Annotated in this window: 15 protein-coding genes; 6 read left to right on the forward strand and 9 right to left on the reverse strand. The window is 68.7% G+C overall.

The features are described from left to right. Window positions 1-69: 69 nt before the first annotated feature. The 5 genes from DEJ03_RS07895 to DEJ03_RS07915 all read right to left on the reverse strand — a co-directional run bounded on the left by DEJ03_RS07895 (window position 70) and on the right by DEJ03_RS07915 (window position 6,636). Window positions 70-2,169, reverse strand: a complete 2,100-nt coding sequence (locus DEJ03_RS07895; RefSeq protein ID WP_110864235.1) for a beta-galactosidase — start codon at window positions 2,167-2,169, stop codon at window positions 70-72. Window positions 2,170-2,219: 50 nt separating this feature from the next. Further along, window positions 2,220-3,128 (reverse strand): carbohydrate ABC transporter permease, encoded by a 909-nt coding sequence (locus tag DEJ03_RS18320; protein WP_110864171.1) that lies wholly within the window; start codon window positions 3,126-3,128, stop codon window positions 2,220-2,222. Then, window positions 3,125-4,078 (reverse strand): carbohydrate ABC transporter permease, encoded by a 954-nt coding sequence (locus DEJ03_RS07905; RefSeq protein ID WP_220034122.1) that lies wholly within the window; start codon window positions 4,076-4,078, stop codon window positions 3,125-3,127. Before DEJ03_RS07905 ends, DEJ03_RS18320 begins: the two co-directional genes overlap by 4 nt. An 11-nt stretch (window positions 4,079-4,089) precedes the next feature. Continuing rightward, entirely contained in the window at window positions 4,090-5,427 is a 1,338-nt protein-coding gene (locus DEJ03_RS07910) for an ABC transporter substrate-binding protein (protein ID WP_110864172.1), read from the reverse strand. Window positions 5,428-5,574: 147 nt separating this feature from the next. Further along, a complete protein-coding gene (locus DEJ03_RS07915) occupies window positions 5,575-6,636 on the reverse strand; it encodes a LacI family DNA-binding transcriptional regulator (RefSeq protein WP_220034123.1) in 1,062 nt (353 codons plus the stop codon). Window positions 6,637-6,894: 258 nt separating this feature from the next. On the opposite strand from DEJ03_RS07915, the gene DEJ03_RS17895 reads away from it, so the two are divergent. Both DEJ03_RS17895 and DEJ03_RS07925 read left to right on the forward strand, forming a co-directional pair. Then, complete coding sequence (locus tag DEJ03_RS17895) at window positions 6,895-7,446, forward strand: hypothetical protein (protein WP_181422643.1); 552 nt, start codon at window positions 6,895-6,897, stop codon at window positions 7,444-7,446. A 130-nt stretch (window positions 7,447-7,576) separates the two neighbouring features. Next, a complete protein-coding gene (locus DEJ03_RS07925) occupies window positions 7,577-9,028 on the forward strand; it encodes a family 20 glycosylhydrolase (RefSeq protein ID WP_181422644.1) in 1,452 nt (483 codons plus the stop codon). Window positions 9,029-9,083: 55 nt separating this feature from the next. Here DEJ03_RS07925 and DEJ03_RS07930 read toward each other — a convergent pair whose 3' ends face one another. After that, window positions 9,084-10,025, reverse strand: coding sequence for a LysR family transcriptional regulator (locus DEJ03_RS07930; protein WP_110864176.1), 942 nt, complete (start codon window positions 10,023-10,025; stop codon window positions 9,084-9,086). Window positions 10,026-10,144: 119 nt separating this feature from the next. On the opposite strand from DEJ03_RS07930, the gene DEJ03_RS07935 reads away from it, so the two are divergent. Further along, window positions 10,145-11,101 (forward strand): putative oxygenase MesX, encoded by a 957-nt coding sequence (locus DEJ03_RS07935; protein WP_110864177.1) that lies wholly within the window; start codon window positions 10,145-10,147, stop codon window positions 11,099-11,101. A gap of 37 nt (window positions 11,102-11,138) precedes the next feature. After that, complete coding sequence (locus tag DEJ03_RS07940; protein ID WP_110864178.1) at window positions 11,139-12,188, forward strand: methionine synthase; 1,050 nt, start codon at window positions 11,139-11,141, stop codon at window positions 12,186-12,188. A 138-nt stretch (window positions 12,189-12,326) separates the two neighbouring features. Here DEJ03_RS07940 and DEJ03_RS07945 read toward each other — a convergent pair whose 3' ends face one another. Genes DEJ03_RS07945 through DEJ03_RS17695 form a run of 3 tightly spaced genes read right to left on the reverse strand, consistent with a single transcriptional unit; the run spans window position 12,327 to window position 13,808 of the window. Beyond that, window positions 12,327-12,731 carry a DUF1648 domain-containing protein gene (locus tag DEJ03_RS07945; protein WP_181422645.1) on the reverse strand — a complete coding sequence of 135 codons (405 nt, stop codon included), beginning with the start codon at window positions 12,729-12,731 and terminating at the stop codon, window positions 12,327-12,329. A 52-nt stretch (window positions 12,732-12,783) separates the two neighbouring features. Continuing rightward, window positions 12,784-13,149 (reverse strand): PLD nuclease N-terminal domain-containing protein, encoded by a 366-nt coding sequence (locus tag DEJ03_RS18370; protein WP_110864180.1) that lies wholly within the window; start codon window positions 13,147-13,149, stop codon window positions 12,784-12,786. Next, complete coding sequence (locus tag DEJ03_RS17695; RefSeq protein ID WP_146237677.1) at window positions 13,059-13,808, reverse strand: hypothetical protein; 750 nt, start codon at window positions 13,806-13,808, stop codon at window positions 13,059-13,061. The genes DEJ03_RS18370 and DEJ03_RS17695 overlap by 91 nt, the downstream gene beginning before the upstream one ends. A gap of 253 nt (window positions 13,809-14,061) precedes the next feature. On the opposite strand from DEJ03_RS17695, the gene DEJ03_RS07955 reads away from it, so the two are divergent. Further along, on the forward strand, window positions 14,062-14,487 hold the full coding sequence (locus DEJ03_RS07955; protein ID WP_110864181.1) for a hypothetical protein: 426 nt from the start codon (window positions 14,062-14,064) through the stop codon (window positions 14,485-14,487). A gap of 417 nt (window positions 14,488-14,904) precedes the next feature. After that, window positions 14,905-16,140 carry an acyl-CoA dehydrogenase family protein gene (locus DEJ03_RS07960; RefSeq protein ID WP_110864182.1) on the forward strand — a complete coding sequence of 412 codons (1,236 nt, stop codon included), beginning with the start codon at window positions 14,905-14,907 and terminating at the stop codon, window positions 16,138-16,140. Window positions 16,141-16,353: the final 213 nt, after the last annotated feature.

The raw sequence follows: 16,353 nt of genomic DNA on the forward strand, positions 1-16,353 counted from the left end.
CGAGTGCCGCTGTTGCACAGAAGGAGCAGGCGGACCGTCCGACCCGACGGCCCGCCTGCTCCGGTCTCGCTATGCGACGACGACCACCCGGACGTCCCACGGCCCGAGCTCGAGCACGACATCCGCGTCGAGTGCCGTGCCCTCGAACAGGTCCTCCGCGGCGACCGGCACCGCGTACGTGCTCGGTTCCCACGACCAGTTGTGGATCACGTGCACCGTCTCGCCACGACCGTTGACAGAGCTCGCGACTGATTGTGTGTCGGCCTGCGGCTGCCAGCTCGGCGACCCGCTGCCCTGCGCGACCGCCCACTCCGTGATCGCCGCGGCGAGCGCCGGATCCGGGACGGTCCCGACGTAGGTGACCCGACCGGCTCCGTGCGACCGGGTGGTCACCGCCGCGAACCGACCGTGGTGCGGGTGGTCGTACCCGACGAGCACATCGGCGTCGTCGACGAGCAGGCCGTCCGCCCACCGGGTGGCCGTCGCCCCGGCCGGCACGGTGAACCCGTGCTCAGCGGCAGCGGCTCCGGCCGACACCGGGATGCGTCGGCCGAGGTTGCTGAACTCGTCGTAGTGCACGCCCGCGGGCACGTCGAGGAACGCGGGCTTCCGTTCGAGCCGCGCACGGGCCTCTTCGTCCTCGTACCCGGTGCGGATGCCGACGACGAGGTGTCCACCCGCCTCGGCGTAGGCGGCGAGCCACTGCAGCTGGGCGTCGCTCGCGATGGTGAACGCGGCAGCGACGAGCACCGGACGCTCCGCGGCGAAGGACGCCGGCTCACCGTCGAAGACCTGCGACGGGTGCACGGTGTTCGCCTGCAGTCCGGCATCGAAGACGCCTCGGGCGTAGGCGTCGTAGATCGTCTGCCACGAGCGCCGGTCGGGCTCCATGCCGTCGCCGAGCGCCGGGTGCTCGTTCAGCGCCCACTTCGACTCGTTCGAGAACAGCAGGGCGACGTCGGCGTGCGGGCGGAGGCCGGCGACCCGGTCCCCGGCGTGGGCGAACTCGGCGCCGATGCGGGCGATCTCCTCGTAGGTGCGACCGGGCTGCTGCGAGTGCGGCAGGACGCCGCCCCAGTACGTCTCGACGCCGTAGTGCAGCGTGTGCCAGTGCCAGTACTCGATCATCGACGCGCCTCGAGACACGAGGGCCCATGCGGCCTGGCGCCACTGCCCTTCGTAGGCCGGTTCGTTCATCCACGAGAACCCGATGGCTTGCGCGTTGGTCTCGGTGACCAGGAACGGTGCCTGCTTCGACCCGTACATGCGGTCGCCCGAGGCGAAGATCGACCAGGCACCGGACGAGGTCCAGAACTGTGCGGGCTCCTCGGCGCTCGGCAGTTCGAGGGCGTCCTGCATCCGGTAGTACGGGTTGCCGGCGGTGACGTCGAGCGTCCGGGTGAGCACCTCGTCCTCGACGGTCGGCCGCTCGTAGGCGATGCACGTGGTCACGAACTGGTCCGGACGCGAGTACTCCCGCACGACCGATGCCTGCCAGGCGATGAAGTCCGTCGTGATCGAGGCCTGGAACCGGCGCCAGGCAAGGTCGTACTGCGGCTGCGCGTTGCCGTCCGGCGTCCACAGGTCCGCCCAGGTGGACAGCCGGTGGGACCAGTAGGTCAGGCCCCACTCCTCGTTCAGCCGCTCGACGCTGCCGTAGGTGTGGCGCAGGTGGTCGACGAAACGTTGGAACACCTCGGGGTTCGCGATGAGCTCGTTGCCCGGCTCGTTGTCGACCTGGTAGCCGATCACGGCGGGGTGCTCGGCGTAGCGGGCGACGATCTTCCGGATGACCCGCTCGGCGTGGAACAGGAACGCCGGGTGGGCGTAGTCGATCTCCTGCCGGGCACCCCATCCCATCGCCTCGCCGTCGGTGCGGCGGCGGACGTTGATCTCCGGCACGATGCGGGCGAGCCACATCGGCACGGCGTACGTGGGGGTACCGAGGATCACCCGGATGCCGTGTTCGTGGGCGGCGTCGAGCACCGGTGCGAGCCACTCCAGGTCGAAGCGGCCGTTCTCCGGCTCCCAGGTGCTCCAGACGGACTCACCGACGCGGATGACCGAGAAGCCGGCCTCCTGCATCAGGCGCATGTCCTCGTCGAGCCGAGGGGTCGGCTGGTACTCGTGGTAGTAGGCGGCGCCGAAGAGGACGCGGTCGTGCTGCATGGTGCTGGGTGCTCCGTTCGAGAAGGATCGGTGGTGGGTGCGGGTGTCGGTCATCCCTTGACCGCCCCCGCGGTCAGCCCGTCGAGCAGCTGCTTGCGGAGGAGCAGGAACACGAGGATCGTCGGCACGCTCGCCAGCACGGCCCCGGCGAGCACCAGGTCGTACGACCGGTTCTCCGACGCGAAGATCGCGTTGAGGCCGAGGGGCAACGTGTACTGGCTCGAGTCGGACAGCAGGACCAACGGCCACTGGAAGGAGTTGTAGCTCTGCAGGAAGCTCCACACCGCCAGGGCGCCGAGCGACGGTCGGAGCAGCGGGAGCACGACCCGGCGGAACGTGCCGAACTCGGAGTTGCCGTCGATGCGGGCCGCCTCGATGAGTTCGTCGGGGATCGCCTGCACGATGAACTGCTGCATCATGAAGATGCCGAACGCCGGCGCCACCCACGGGACGACGAGCGAGAACCAGGGGTTCGTCAGCCCGGACTTCACCACCAGGATGAAGAGCGGCACGAGGATCACCGCGAACGGCACCGAGAGCGACGAGAACATCACGGCGAACAGGATCCGCTTGCCCCGGAACCGGAACTTCGCGAAGCCGTACCCGGCCATCGCGCAGACGAACACGGACACGACGGTCGCGATCAGGGCCGTGCCGACACTGATGCCGAACCAGGCCCAGAACGGCTGGGTGGCGAGCAGGTTCGTGTAGTTCTCCCCCGTCGCCGGGCTCGGGATGAGCGTGGGCGGTGTCGCGAAGATGTCGCCACGCTGCTTGAACGAGCCGGAAAGCGCCCAGAGCAGCGGGAACACGAAGACCAGCAGCAACGCCACGAGTGTGGCGTAGAGCAGGCCGCGGCGAGCGATCCAGCCCCTGGTGCGGGGCGGCCCGGACCGGGGCGCCCGGCTTCCGGCGGTCGTGACGGCCCGGGTGTCCGGGCGGTCGGTGGTGGCGGTCATGCGTCCCTCCCGATGGCGAGTGCGCGGTTGAGGATCTGGCTGACGCCGAACACGACGACGAACAGCACGACACCGGCGGCTGCCGCGTACCCGAACTGCTGCCGTTCGAAGGCGGCGCGGTAGATGAACATGGCGACGGAGAGCGTTGCTTCGCCCGGGCCGCCCTTGGTGAGCAGGTAGGGCTCGTCGAACAGCTGCGCGGCACTGATGAAGCTCGTCACCACAACGAACGCCGTGACCGGTCGGATCGCCGGGAGCATCACGTTGGTGAACTTCCGGAAGGTGCCTGCCCCGTCGAGCGACGCGGCCTCGTACTGCTCGGGCGACACGTTCTGCAGTGCTGCCAGGAAGAAGATCGTCAGGTACCCGACCGTGCGCCACAGGAGCACGAAGCCGATGGCGACCTTCGCGAGGGTCGGGTCGCCGAGCCAGTCGGTGTTCGGCAGTCCGAACAACGCCTTGAGCGTGGCGTTGAGCAGCCCGTAGTTCGTGTCGAACACCAGGCTGTAGATGAGCGCGATGACGATCGGCGACAGCACCATCGGGATGAAGAACGTCACCCGGAACAGGTCTCGGGCGCGGAGTCCCTTGGCGTTGAGCGCCTGCGCGACCAGGAGCGAGCACGGCACGATGACGAACACGGCGATGAGTGTGTAGATCAACGAGTTGACCAGGGCTGTGCCGAAGCTGGTGTCCCGGAACAGGTTCGCGTAGTTGGACAGGCCGATCCAGTTCGGCGTGCCGAGGCCGACCCACTCGGTGAGTGACAGGTACACGGCGGCGAGCACCGGCACGATCATGAACAGGCCGTACAGCACGTAGAACGGCGCGATGAAGAGGTACGGCGCGCTGCCACCGTTCGTGTTCAGGCGGCGGCGACGGCGATCGGGTGGATCGGTGGTGGTCGTGGTGGCGGACACCGGGATTCCGGTGGCGGTTGATGTGGACAACGTCGTCCTCCTCAGGCGCGGGTCTGGCCGCGGAAGTCGGCCGCAGCGGCGTCGAGCGCCTGCTTCGGGGAGATCTGGCCCTTGTAGGCCTTGATGAGGTAGCCGCTCAGGACGGTCTGCAGGATCGAGGCATCGGCGCTCTGGTGCTGCGAGGGCACGTCGTCGACGACCGACTTGTAGACGCCGAACAGCTGCTGCCCGCCGAAGTACGGGTCGCTCAGCGCCGCGAGCCGCGGGTCGTCGTAGACCGAGCGGAGCGTCGGCAGGTAACCGAGGTCCTGATAGCGCTTCACCTGCTGGTCCGGGTCGAGGTACGCGGCGAGCACCAGGTCGATCCCGGCCTTCGTGAGCGGCTTGTCGCGGAGCACCGAGAACCCGGTGCCGCCGCCGACGCTCGTCGTGCTGCCACCACCCGCGAACCGGGGCAGGTTCCGCACCTTCCACTTGCCCTTCTGCTCGGGCACGTTCGGCTTGATGCCGTAGCTGGCGTACCAGGAGGGCATGTCGACGGCCAGGATCGTGCCCCCCTTCAGCCCGGACTGCAGGCTCGGTCCGTACATGTCGGCGACCGTCGCGATGGCACCGGACTGCACACCGTCGACCAGGAACTGCAGGGTGCGTTCGGCCTCCGGCGTCTGGATGGCGATGCCGCCGTCCTCGTCGTACAGGTCGCCGCCCCGCTGGAGTAGCAGGATCTGGTAGCTCTGCAGCGTGCCGCCCGGATCGGTGACCGCCACGGCGTGCAGCGAGACGCCCTTGCTCTTGTTGAGCTTCGCGCCGACGTCCATGTACTCCTCCCACGTCGTCAGGTCGTCGGGGATGCCGAGGGCCTCGAACTGGTCGGCTCGGTGGTAGTAGACGCACAACGGGGTGTCCGAATCGAGCGCGTAGAGGTGCCCGTCCTTCGAGAACGGCGTGAGTCGTGCAGCGATCAGGTCGTCCTTGCGCGACGCCACCGACGGCGAGAGGTCGCTCAGCAGTTCGGCAGCGATGTCCCCGCGGAGCATCCGGCAGAACGCCCCGATCTCGAGCCCGGCGACGTCCGGCGTCCCCGTGCCGGCGACGGCCTGCGCGATGAGCTTGGTCGGGATGTCCGCCGCCGCGATCGTGGTGATGTCGAGCGCGAAGTCGAAGTCCGACTTCCGGTCGGCGACCGGCAACGCCTCGGTGAAGAACTTCTCGTAGCCGGGGTCGTGGGTCCAGAAGGACAGGTCGGCGCGTCCGGAACGGACGGCGGCAGTCGACTGCGGGGAGCAGCCGGCGAGCAGCGCGCCGAGGGCGATGCTGCCGCCAGCGGCGGCGCCCCACCGGAGCAGGTCGCGTCGGCTCGGTCCACGGCCTGGAGGCACGGGTGGCGCAGGTGGGGAAAGTCGCTTGGGTACTGGGGTCACGGAGGTCTCCTGACGTCGTCGTCGAGGTGCGTGCGGAAGTGGCGGTGAGCGCGCGTGAGCGCTCACTCACGGGACGGACGCGGGCCGCGCCTCCCGTCCGGGGGTTCAGTCGGCGGGGCGGAGGTGACGCCGCTCAGCGGACGGCGGCGCGCTGGTGGCGCGCGTGATCAGCTGGCCGGGCAGCATCCGGTGGCGCTCGGCGGGCGGGTGGCCGTCGAGGGTGCGGAAGAGGCGGTGCATCGCGAGGCGGGTGGCCTCGTCGAAGTCCTGACGGATGGTCGTGAGCGGCGTCGGCAGGTACGCCGAGATCGGCATGTCGTCGAAGCCGACGATGCTGACGTCACCCGGCACGGACAACCCGTGCTGCTGGATGGCGGCCATCGCGCCGATCGCCATCTGGTCGTTCGCGACGAAGACCGCCGTCAGGTCCGGACGGCCTAGCAACGAGCGCATGGCCTCGTAGCCGCTCTGCGGCGACCAGTCCCCCTCGACCGGCGCGTGCTCGGCGACGCCGGCGTCCTGCAGCGCCGCCCGCCACCCCGCCAGCCGGCGCGAACTCGAGGTCCAGTCCGCCGGACCCGCGATGTGCCACACGGTCTCGTGCCCGAGGGCCAGCAGGTGATCGGTGGCCGCGAACGCAGCGCCGCTCTCGTCCAGACCGACCGCCAGGGTGTTCTCTCGGTCGGCGACGTCCGGCGGCCCGAGCGTCAGCACCGTCACGCCCTGGGGCAGGCGGAGCTGGTCCATCTGGTTCTCGACCGGCTCGGAGAAGACGATCGCCTCGACGTCCTGGCCGACGAGCGAGTCGACCGCCGGCTGGAGCTCGGATGCGGTCGCGGCGACGGTCCGGACGATGGCCAGGCTGTACCCGTTCGTGCGGCACGCCTGCTCGACGCCGGTGAGCATGGCGGTCGGGCCGTACAGGTTCGTGCCGATGGTGATGAGACCGATCCGGCGGGAGCGCTGCGACTTGAGGGAGCGGGCGGCTGCGTTCGGGCGGAAGCCCAGTTCGTCGATCGCCTTGAGGACCCGGGCGCGGACCGCCTCGGTGACGTGCGGTTCGTCGTTCACCACGCGGGAGACGGTCTTCTGGGAGACGCCAGCCAGCGTCGCGACGTCGGTCATGGAGGCCGGTCGGAGGCGATGAACCGATGCGTTGCCGCTCATCGTCAGCTCCTTCGCTGCTCCGTGGGACCGGCCAGGACCGGATGTGGGAGCAAGACAACCACGGGATTGTCTACGTAGTCAAGAGCGATTCCGCGGTGGTGATCGCAGCTGCAAGGTTGTGGCTCGTATTGATGTGCAGCATTCTGGATCGGTTGGCCGTGCCGAGGCGCGAACCGAGAGGAAGAACATGGAGAAGATCCGGGTCGCATGCCACGCGGGCGGAGACAGGCGGTGAGGGCGTCAGGCACCTGGCCCTCCGTGCGCAGAGCTGCCGCCGCCGCCTTGATGGTCGCCACCACCGGCGCCTCGCTGCTGGCGGTCGACAACCTGCTCGGCTTCATCGGAACGCATCTGATCGCAGCAGGGCCAGTGTTGATGGTCGCTGCGATCTCGGTGTCAGCAGGAGTCATGGCCGCTGCCGGTGCTGCGCTCGCTCGCGGCGCCGTGCACCTCGTCTTCGCGGCCGCCACCGTCGTCTTCGTGACCGCCCTCTCCCCCGCGACCAGCAGTCACCTGTGGCTCTCCATCGCGGTCGTCCTGCAGGCACTCGTCCCGTTGACCTTCGCTGCCGGCGGGCTGCTGGTCCTTCGCGGTCCACAGAACTTCGCCGCCGTGCGGGTCCTCGCGGTGATGCTCGTGGGGTTCGCCGCCGCTTGGATCGTCACCGCGTTCATCCCGGTGGCGCTCGTGGCGTTCCTCCTCGCGCAGGCCGGCACGCTGGTCGTCGGGGCTGCCCTCAGCCTGCAGCCGGTTCTTCGCCGCGCCCGGAGTCTTGTGCGTGCGCTGTGGGCGAGTGCGGAGGTCCGCTGAGGAGCCACGCTGCACGTCGCTGGGCGATGTGCGTTCGACGCGGTGCGGATACGATCGTGCGCGCATCCTGATCCAGCGAGGGCAACGGGTGTTCGAGGGGGAGAACGTCGTGGTGCGTCAGCAGGGGAACGTGGGTCCCGGATCGTCCGCCAGACGCACGCTTGCGGTCGGTCTGGCGATCGCGGTGTCGGCAGCAGCCCTGGTCGGCATCCGTGCAACGGCAGGATCAGCGGACACCGCAGCCTCGGCGGTGACGGTCACGAAGGTCACCGCGACGACGACCGTCACCTCGACCGGCACCGGCGTTCGCACCACGCTCAAGGTCAAGAACACCGCCTCGGTGCGGAAGCCGGCCTCCTCCGCCTGGCTGTACCTGTCCGCCGGCACGAAGAAGTACACGCTCGGCCGGGTCGCGGTGAAAGCACTCGCCGCTGGGTCGAGCACCTCGGTCACCGCAGTTCGCGGGACACCTTCCCGTGCCGAAGCCGGCAAGTACTCCGTCCTCGCCTGCGTGGGTGCGTACTCCGCGAAGCAGTGCCGCACGTCGTCTGCGACCGTCACCACCAAGCCCACGAAGCGCGCGCGTCCGGAGACGGGCGTGATGCTCGACGTCGCTCGCGCCTACTACCCCGTGGCGCTGATCAAGCGGTACATCGACCTCCTCGCCGACAATGGCGGCCGCTTCCTGCACCTGCACCTCACCGATGACCAGAACGTCGGGATCGAGAGCACGGTGCTCGGCCAGACCCTCGCCAACGCTGATCTCGACGACGGCGTGTACACGAGCCGCGTGACCCATCGCCCGTTCCTGAGCGCCGCGCAGGCACGCTCGATCGCCGCCTACGGGGCGAAGCGAGGCGTCGCGATCGTGCCGGAGATCGACACTCCCGGACACATGGCCGCCGCCTTCGCCCTGCTCGAGGCGCAGTACGGCAAGACATGGGTCGACCGCATCCGTTCGGGCGAGAACGAACTCGACACGTCGGCGCCGGAGAGTCTCGCCCTGGCGAAGAAGCTGTACGCAGAGGTGCAGCGGACCTTCCCCACCAGCCGAACCGTGCACATCGGCGGGGACGAATGGGGCGACGACGTCTCCGCCGCCCAACGCGTCGCCTGGATGAACGCGATGGCGGCGACGGTCGGCGACCGCGAGGTCTGGGCGTGGAACGACGGGATCGATCGGGTCGCGGTCGGGCGACTGGATCCGCGCATCCACGTCACCTACTGGAGCTTCGACGGCGACACCGAGGACGCAGCCGAGCGGCGCGAACGGCGAGCACGGCGGGCGAGTGCGGTCGACCTGCAGCAGGCCGGGATCGACCTGCTCAACTACAACTCGTACTACCTCTACGAGGTGCCGACCGACCTCGAACCGGCGGACAGCGAGTACACCGTCGCCGACCTCCGCGAGAACTGGTCACTCCGGGCGTGGGACGGCGACTCCGGTTCGCTGCTCGCGGCTCCGATGTCGGGCGCCGCCGTCGCGATCTGGGGTGAGGACCTCGAGGACCCGCCATCTGACGCGCTCCTGCGGTGGAGCGCGCCGCACGTGACGGCGATGCTCGAGACCGCAGCCTCCTGACGGACGCGTGTCGGGCCTCCAGGCCGATCGCTGGAACCGCCGGACCGACGCCTGCCTACCCGAGCGGCTCCACGCCGTAGCTGGTGACCACCGCACGCAACTCGTCCAGGTAGGCCTGCGCCTGCACGGTGAGGGGAACCGACGCGTGCGCGATCCAGCCGATCTCGATGCGCTCGTCGACGTCGAGCGGGATGGCGACGATCTCGGGGTCGAGGTCGTCGCTGATGAGCCCGGTCGAGATCGTGTACCCGCCGAGGCCGATCATGAGGTTGAAGATCGTCGCTCGGTCCGACACCCGGATCTCCCGCTTGCTCGACATCGTCGACAGGATCTCCTCGGCCAGGTAGAAGGAGTTGTTCGCACCCTGGTCGAACGTGAGCCGAGGCAGGTCGGCGAGGTCCTCGAGGGTCGCACGGTCTCGGGACGCGAGCGGGTTCCGCTTCGCCACGAAGATGTGGGGCTGCGCGACGAACAGCGGTGTGAACACGACGCCGGCGTCGCGCAGCAGCTTGCCGAGCACCTGCTTGTTGAAGTCGTTGCGGTAGAGGATGCCCACCTCACTGCGCAGGGTGCGGACGTCCTCGATGATGTCCCAGGTGCGTGTCTCACGCAGCGAGAACTCGTACTCGTCCGCAGCCGCTGCTTCGACCATCCGGACGAAGGCCTCCACCGCGAACGAGTAGTGCTGGGCGGACACCCCGAGCAGCCGACGCGACCGCTGTCCGCCGACGTAGCGCTGCTCGAGCAGGGAGACCTGCTCGACGACCTGCCGGGCGTACCCGAGGAACTCGACGCCGTCGACGGTGAGCACGACTCCTCGGGCCGATCGGGTGAAGAGCGGGCGCCCGATCCGCGTCTCCAGGTCCTTCATCGCCGCGGACATCGTCGGCTGCGACACGTAGAGCAGGTCGGCCGCTGCGCTGATCGAGCCCTCCGTCGCGACCTCGATGAAGTACCGGAGCTGCTGCAGGGTGATGTCGTTCGAGACCCGGGCCATAGGCCGAGGCTATACCGGTGCATAGGGTCTCGGTATTACCTGATGGCTCGCCATTCCCGTCATGATCGAGGCACCCCTTCCCCAGCGCCCGCGGGCGCTCGACGAACAGATTGCCGACCATGGCGAACGACCTCACCTTCAGCATCACCCGGACCCGGTTCGACGAGGACTACTCCCCCGCCGACAGCTCCAGGCTGACCACGAACTTCGCCAACCTGGCGCGCGGCGAGCGCCGTCAGCCGAACCTCCGCGCTGCGCTGACGATGATCGACGGGCGCGCGAACGAGCTGGCCGCGGCACACAACCGCTACCGTCTGCAGCTCGACATCGTCTCGGTGGCGCTGGAGTTCTCCGACGGTGGTTCGGACGCCGAGTTCCCGCTGCTCGAGATGCTCGACGTCACGATCGTCGACGAGCACACCGGCGAGCGCCACCAGGGGATCCTCGGCAACAACTTCTCGTCGTACCTGCGCGACTACGACTTCTCGGTGCTGCTGCCGTCGTCGCCGTCACTGCCGTCCGACTTCGGCCAGCTGCACGGGGCGCTCTTCCAGCGCTTCCTGGAGTCAGACGTGTTCGGGTCGCAGTTCGGTGCCGAGCCCGTCGTCTGCATCAGTGTCTCGACGAGCCAGACCTACCGCCGGAACGGGTACGTCCACCCGGTGCTCGGCGCCGAGTACGAGCACGAGCACTCCTCGCTCACCGACGACTACTTCGGCCGGATGGGCATGCGGGTCCGGTGCTTCCAGCCCGCCGGGGCGGCTGCCCCGCTCGCGTTCTACACGCGCGGCGACCTGACCGGCGACTACACGGACCTCCAGCTCATCGGCACGATCGCCACCATGGAGACGTTCCAGAAGATCTACCGGCCGGAGGTCTACGCCGCGAACACCCCGGCAGGGAGCACCTACCGCCCCACCCTCGACCACACCGACTTCACGCCCACCCCGGTGACCTACGACCGTGAGGAACGCAGCCGCCTCGGGATCACGCAGGGCCGGTGGACCGAGGAGCACCTGGTGCGGCCGCACCACGCACTCCTCGCCCGGTTGGCTGATCCCGCCCTCGCGCGCTGACTTCCTCTGCCCTTCGACTGACTGGACCGTCACCCCCATGCGTTCTCTCCTCCCCACCTCGATCGTCGGCAGCCTGCCGAAACCGTCCTGGCTCGCCGAGCCCGAACGGCTCTGGTCCCCCTGGGAGCTGCAAGGAGCAGCACTGACCGAGGGCAAGCAGGACGCACTCCGCTCCGCCGTCCACGAGCAGGAGCGACGCGGCATCGACATCGTCAGCGACGGCGAGCAGACCCGCCAGCACTTCGTCACGACGTTCATCGAGCACCTCGACGGCGTCGACCTCGAGCGCAAGGAGACCGTCCGGATCCGTGACCGGTACGACGCGGCCGTCCCGACCGTGGTCGGTGCCGTGAGCCGCCGGGCGCCGGTCTTCGTGGACGACGCTCGCTTCCTGCGCGCCCAGACCGACCGGCCGATCAAGTGGGCGCTGCCCGGCCCGATGACGATGATCGACACCCTCTCGGATCAGTACTACAAGAGCCGCGAGAAGCTGGCGTGGGAGTTCGCGACGATCCTCAACCAGGAAGCCCGGGAGCTCCAGGACGCCGGCGTCGACATCATCCAGTTCGACGAGCCCGCCTTCACCGTCTTCCACGACGAGGTGCAGGACTGGGGTGTGGCCGCACTCGAACGCGCCACCGAGGGCCTGCACGCTGAGACCGCCGTGCACATCTGTTACGGCTACGGCATCGAAGCGAACAACAAGTGGAAGGAGACGCTCGGGGCCGAGTGGCGGCAGTACGAGCAGTCCTTCCCGCTCCTGCAGCAGTCGTCGATCGACATCGTCTCGCTGGAGTGCATCCACTCGCACGTTCCGCTCGAGCTCGTCGAGCTGATCCGCGGGAAGAAGGTCATGCTCGGGGCGATCGACGTCGCGACCGAGACCGTGGAGACCCCGGAGGAGGTCGCGGAGGTCCTGCGTCGGGCGCTCGAGTTCGTCGATGCCGACAAGCTCATCCCCAGCTCCAACTGCGGGATGGCTCCCCTGGCGCGGGGTGCGGCGCTGGACAAGCTCGGCGCACTGTCGGCTGGTGCGGACATCGTGCGGGCCGAGCTCGTCGGCACGGCGGTCCCGTCGGCCCACTGATCACCGCGAGACACCACGGCGGCTCTCTTCCGGAAGGAGGAGAGCCGCCGTTCGTGTTGCGTCCGCCGCGTGGGCGGCTTTCGATCCGATCTGGAGGCGCGGCTGCGCTCCGGCTGGCAGGTCACGCCGGCAGTGGCGTCACCTTCCACCGCCCCTCGCGGGGGAAAGCAACCAGTACGGGACAAACGCCCACACGGGCGCCGCCGCGAGAAGCCACCAAGCCGTCGGACTCAACGTCGAAGACGCCAATCCCACGATGATCAGCCAGCTCATCGCGAGAGCCGCAACGAACCCTGCGGTGACCGCACACGAGATGCGACCTCTGCGCCGGTCTCGAGCAAAAGCGGAGCCGACCGCCCCCACGAGGAACAGCGCCTGTACCGCCGCGAGCAGGATCGCGGTTCCCAACGGAGTTCCGTACCCGCTCGGGCTGCCATCCGGGCCGAACGTCGTCGCGATCCGGTCGGGCAACCGATCCCACCAGATGCTGGTGACCGCGACCTCGACCACGACGGGGAACGCAGCAGCGACGGCTGCGAACACGGCACGCGGATTCGTGCTGCGGACAGGGTGCTGATCCGACCGAAAGTTCCCCTCACCGCTGGCCAACGTCGTCACTTCTGGGCTCGATCGACCGTTCGCGGTGCCGAGCGACGAACCACGTTGCCGGCCCGATGATCGGAGCGAACAGGACGACGAGAGTCCATCCGAGCAAACGACGGCCAGAGGTCGACCGAGATCGGATTAGCGAGATGAACGCTGCGAGTGCGAGGAACAGCGCGAAGAGGGATACGGCCATCAGCACGCCGTCGAGCGCTGTTGGAACAAGTGGATTCATCATCTGCTCCTCCTGCCAAGACGCCATTCCGCTCACTCCCAGCGGTTGTATGTGATCGCGCCGTTGCCCTTGGCGCTGAGGCGCTGGATCGAGGAGTAGGTGCTCCACGCAACCGTGCCCCATGGAGTCGGCACACCGCGCTTCACGACGACCTTGCACTTCGCAGTGGCCTGTCCGCCGCTGATGTAACCGCTGCTCTTGGAGGTCCTCACTTCAGTGAACGGCTGGACGTTCCTGACGACGGTGCACGAGTAACCGAGCATCTTCCTCGCTGTAGTACCGCTGTACTGGTACGACATCGACACCTTCGTCTCGGTGAGACGGATTCCAGCGAAGGCGAACCATTGCTTCCCCCAGGACGACCGGGATGCGGCCCTGGTCCCCACCCCGACGCCGTTTCCTGCCTGTCCAGCGCCCGACGGTTGCGTTTCTCCCCATTCAAAGTCCCCGTTCGTCCGAACAGTCTCCGGCCCGAGCACCCTCTCATCGGCGGCTGCGGTGGCCGCGGACGCAATGCTCGGATCCAAGAAGTACGAAGCGAGCTCATGGCGCTGATCAGCGCTGAGGCGGTCGAAGGCCGTGATGTCGGACGGGGCTCCGGAAGCGACGAGGTCAGCGCGGACAGCCGACAACACCTCGGACGGCGTTCGCGGTTCAACAGCGTTGCTGCCGGCGGGCGGCGTGACCGTGGCGTTTGCCGGAACGGCGACGATGACGGAACCGGCGACGACGGCGCAGGCTGCGCCGATCGAGACGACGCATCCGTAGGACGACTGCTTCATGGAAATTCCCCTCGTTCTCCGGCATCAAAGCCGGCTCTCGCGTCGGCGGCGTTGCCGACAACGAGCAGTCAACTCAGTGATACATCAAATCTGCAACTTCAGAGATGTTCCGGCGTGTCGTTGACGCGCAGAGGGCGATCGGCCGATTGAGTGGCGTGGCAACGCGGCCCCAGACTCCGACGATCGGGTCCACAGCGCCAGCCTGCAGGAGGGCGTCTGCGAAGCGTCAGACTCGAGGGCGTTGACTACGTTCATGATCACCAAGGGCGTCATCCACCAGGTCGAGAGTGCGACTGTCCGGGATCGCAACGGCGTATCAGTCGGCAAGGTCGTGCAGGTGTTCCCCTCCGACGAGGACGGCAGTGCGGCCTACGTCTGTGTCGCGACGGGACTGCTCGGGCGACACCAGGCGCTCGTCCCCGCCGACGACGCCACGTTCGACGGCACGGACGTGCACGTCGGGTACACGAAGGACGCGATCAAGGACGCGCCGTCCCTCGGAGCCGGACGTACCCTGTCCCCCGCCGAGGCGAACGCCGTCCGCAAACACTTCGGGCTGTCCCGCGCCGGCGCTGCAACCGGGGACATGGGTGACCCCCACGAGAACCTCGATCAGGCCGGGACAGGTCTTGCGGGCGCGGACGACACCGAAGGCGCAGGGACGACCCCGCCGGCCTGAACGCCACTGGGGTGAACGGCGCCGAGACCACGGCTATCGCCCACACCCAGCCAGGCAGTGGCCGGTCCTCTGGCTGGTGCGTGCTCTGTCGTTGATGCGCGTTGGTCTGAGCGTGGCCTAGGCGGGTTTCTCGGAGGAGCACGCCCGTCTTCATCCGACGGGCTCCGCGGCCGTCGCACACGCGCAGCACCGCGAAAACGGCTGCTGCGAACGCCCACGGGGCGGCAGCGCGGTCACGTGTCATGGGAAGTCACCCTCTGACACACATCGACACAACCCTTCTCGCGGGCGTTCGGCGATGCCACAGTCTCGCGATGGCGCACATCTGGTCGGGCTGTCCGCCCACACCGGACGAATCGACACCACACGGCGCCACACCACGCGACAGGTAGCAACCCAGAGCACGAAGGAGTCCTCGTGACCATCAGCAACCAGACCGCCGACAGCACGATCGACGAGGGCGCCGACGACGAGCTCCTCGCCCGTTTCCGTCCGATCTTCGACCGCATCGCTGCCGGCGCCTCCGAGCGCGAACGCGACCACCGCCTCCCGTTCGAGGAGATCCGCGAACTCGCCGCCGCAGGATTCGGCGCCGTCCGCGTCCCCGTCGCCCACGGCGGAGCCGGGGCGACCCTGCCCCAGCTGTTCCGCCTGCTGACCGAACTCGCCGCCGCGGACAGCAACATCCCCCAGGCGCTCCGCGGCCACTTCGCAATCGTGGAGGACCGGCTGGTCGCCCGCACCGGGGAACGCGAGGGATGGTTGGACCGCTTCGGCCGCGGTGAGATCGCCGGCAACTCGTGGACCGAGGTCGGGTCAGTGCAGGTCGGCGATGTGATCACGAAGGTGACCCCGCAGCCGGACGGGACGTTCCGGATCACCGGGCAGAAGTACTACTCGACGGGCAGCATCTTCGCCGATTGGATCGACACCTACGCCGAGCGCACGGACACCGGCGAGCGGGTCATCGCGATCGTCGACGCGCACCAGCCCGGGGTCACGCACACCGACGACTGGGACGGGTTCGGGCAGCGCACCACCGGCTCCGGTACCAGCACCTTCGACGACGCCGTCGTGCAGGCCGACGCGGTGATCCCCTTCAACGAGCGGTTCAAGTACCAGACGGCGTTCTACCAGGGCGTGCTGTTGAGCGTCCTCGCCGGGTCCGTCCTCGCAGCCGAGCGGGAGATCGCGCGCGAGGTCCGGAACCGCACCCGCGTCTTCTCGCACGGCAACGCCGACACGTTCGCAGCCGACCCGCAGATCCTCCAGGTCGTCGGCGAGGTGTCGGCGGCCGGGTTCGCCGCCACCGCCATCGTCGACCGGGCCGCCGCGGCCCTGCAGGGTGCGTACGAGGGAGCCGGGCTCGACACAGCCGAGGACGAGCGCCGCAACGACCGCGCCGAACTCGCGACCGCACAGGCGCAGGTGGCGCTGACCACCCTGGCGACGACGGCGACCTCGCATCTGTTCGACGCGCTCGCGGCGTCCGGGGTGAGCACGACGAAGAACCTCGACCGGCACTGGCGGAACGCTCGCACCGCGGGCAGCCACAACCCGTGGGTGTTCAAGGCGCGGATCATCGGTGACCACGCCGTCAACGGTGCCGAACCGCCCCGCGTCTGGGCGATCGGTGCGACCCGGACCTCGTGACGCCTGTCGAAGCCGAGACGGCTTCCGCGTGACCGCTGCTGCGATGTGCCGGCCCCGCCGCCCGGCCGCCGTGCGCGTACAGTCCCTGGCAACGCACGGCTGGCCAACCATCGGGGAACGCGATGCGACTGATCACAGGGACGACGCTGGCCGTTGCGCTGGCAGCAGGTGCGCTGATCGGCCTCGCGCAACCAGCGACTGCGGCCGGATCCG

Origin of the sequence: Curtobacterium sp. MCLR17_043 (assembly GCF_003224215.1) — a bacterium.
Lineage (GTDB): Bacteria > Actinomycetota > Actinomycetes > Actinomycetales > Microbacteriaceae > Curtobacterium > Curtobacterium flaccumfaciens.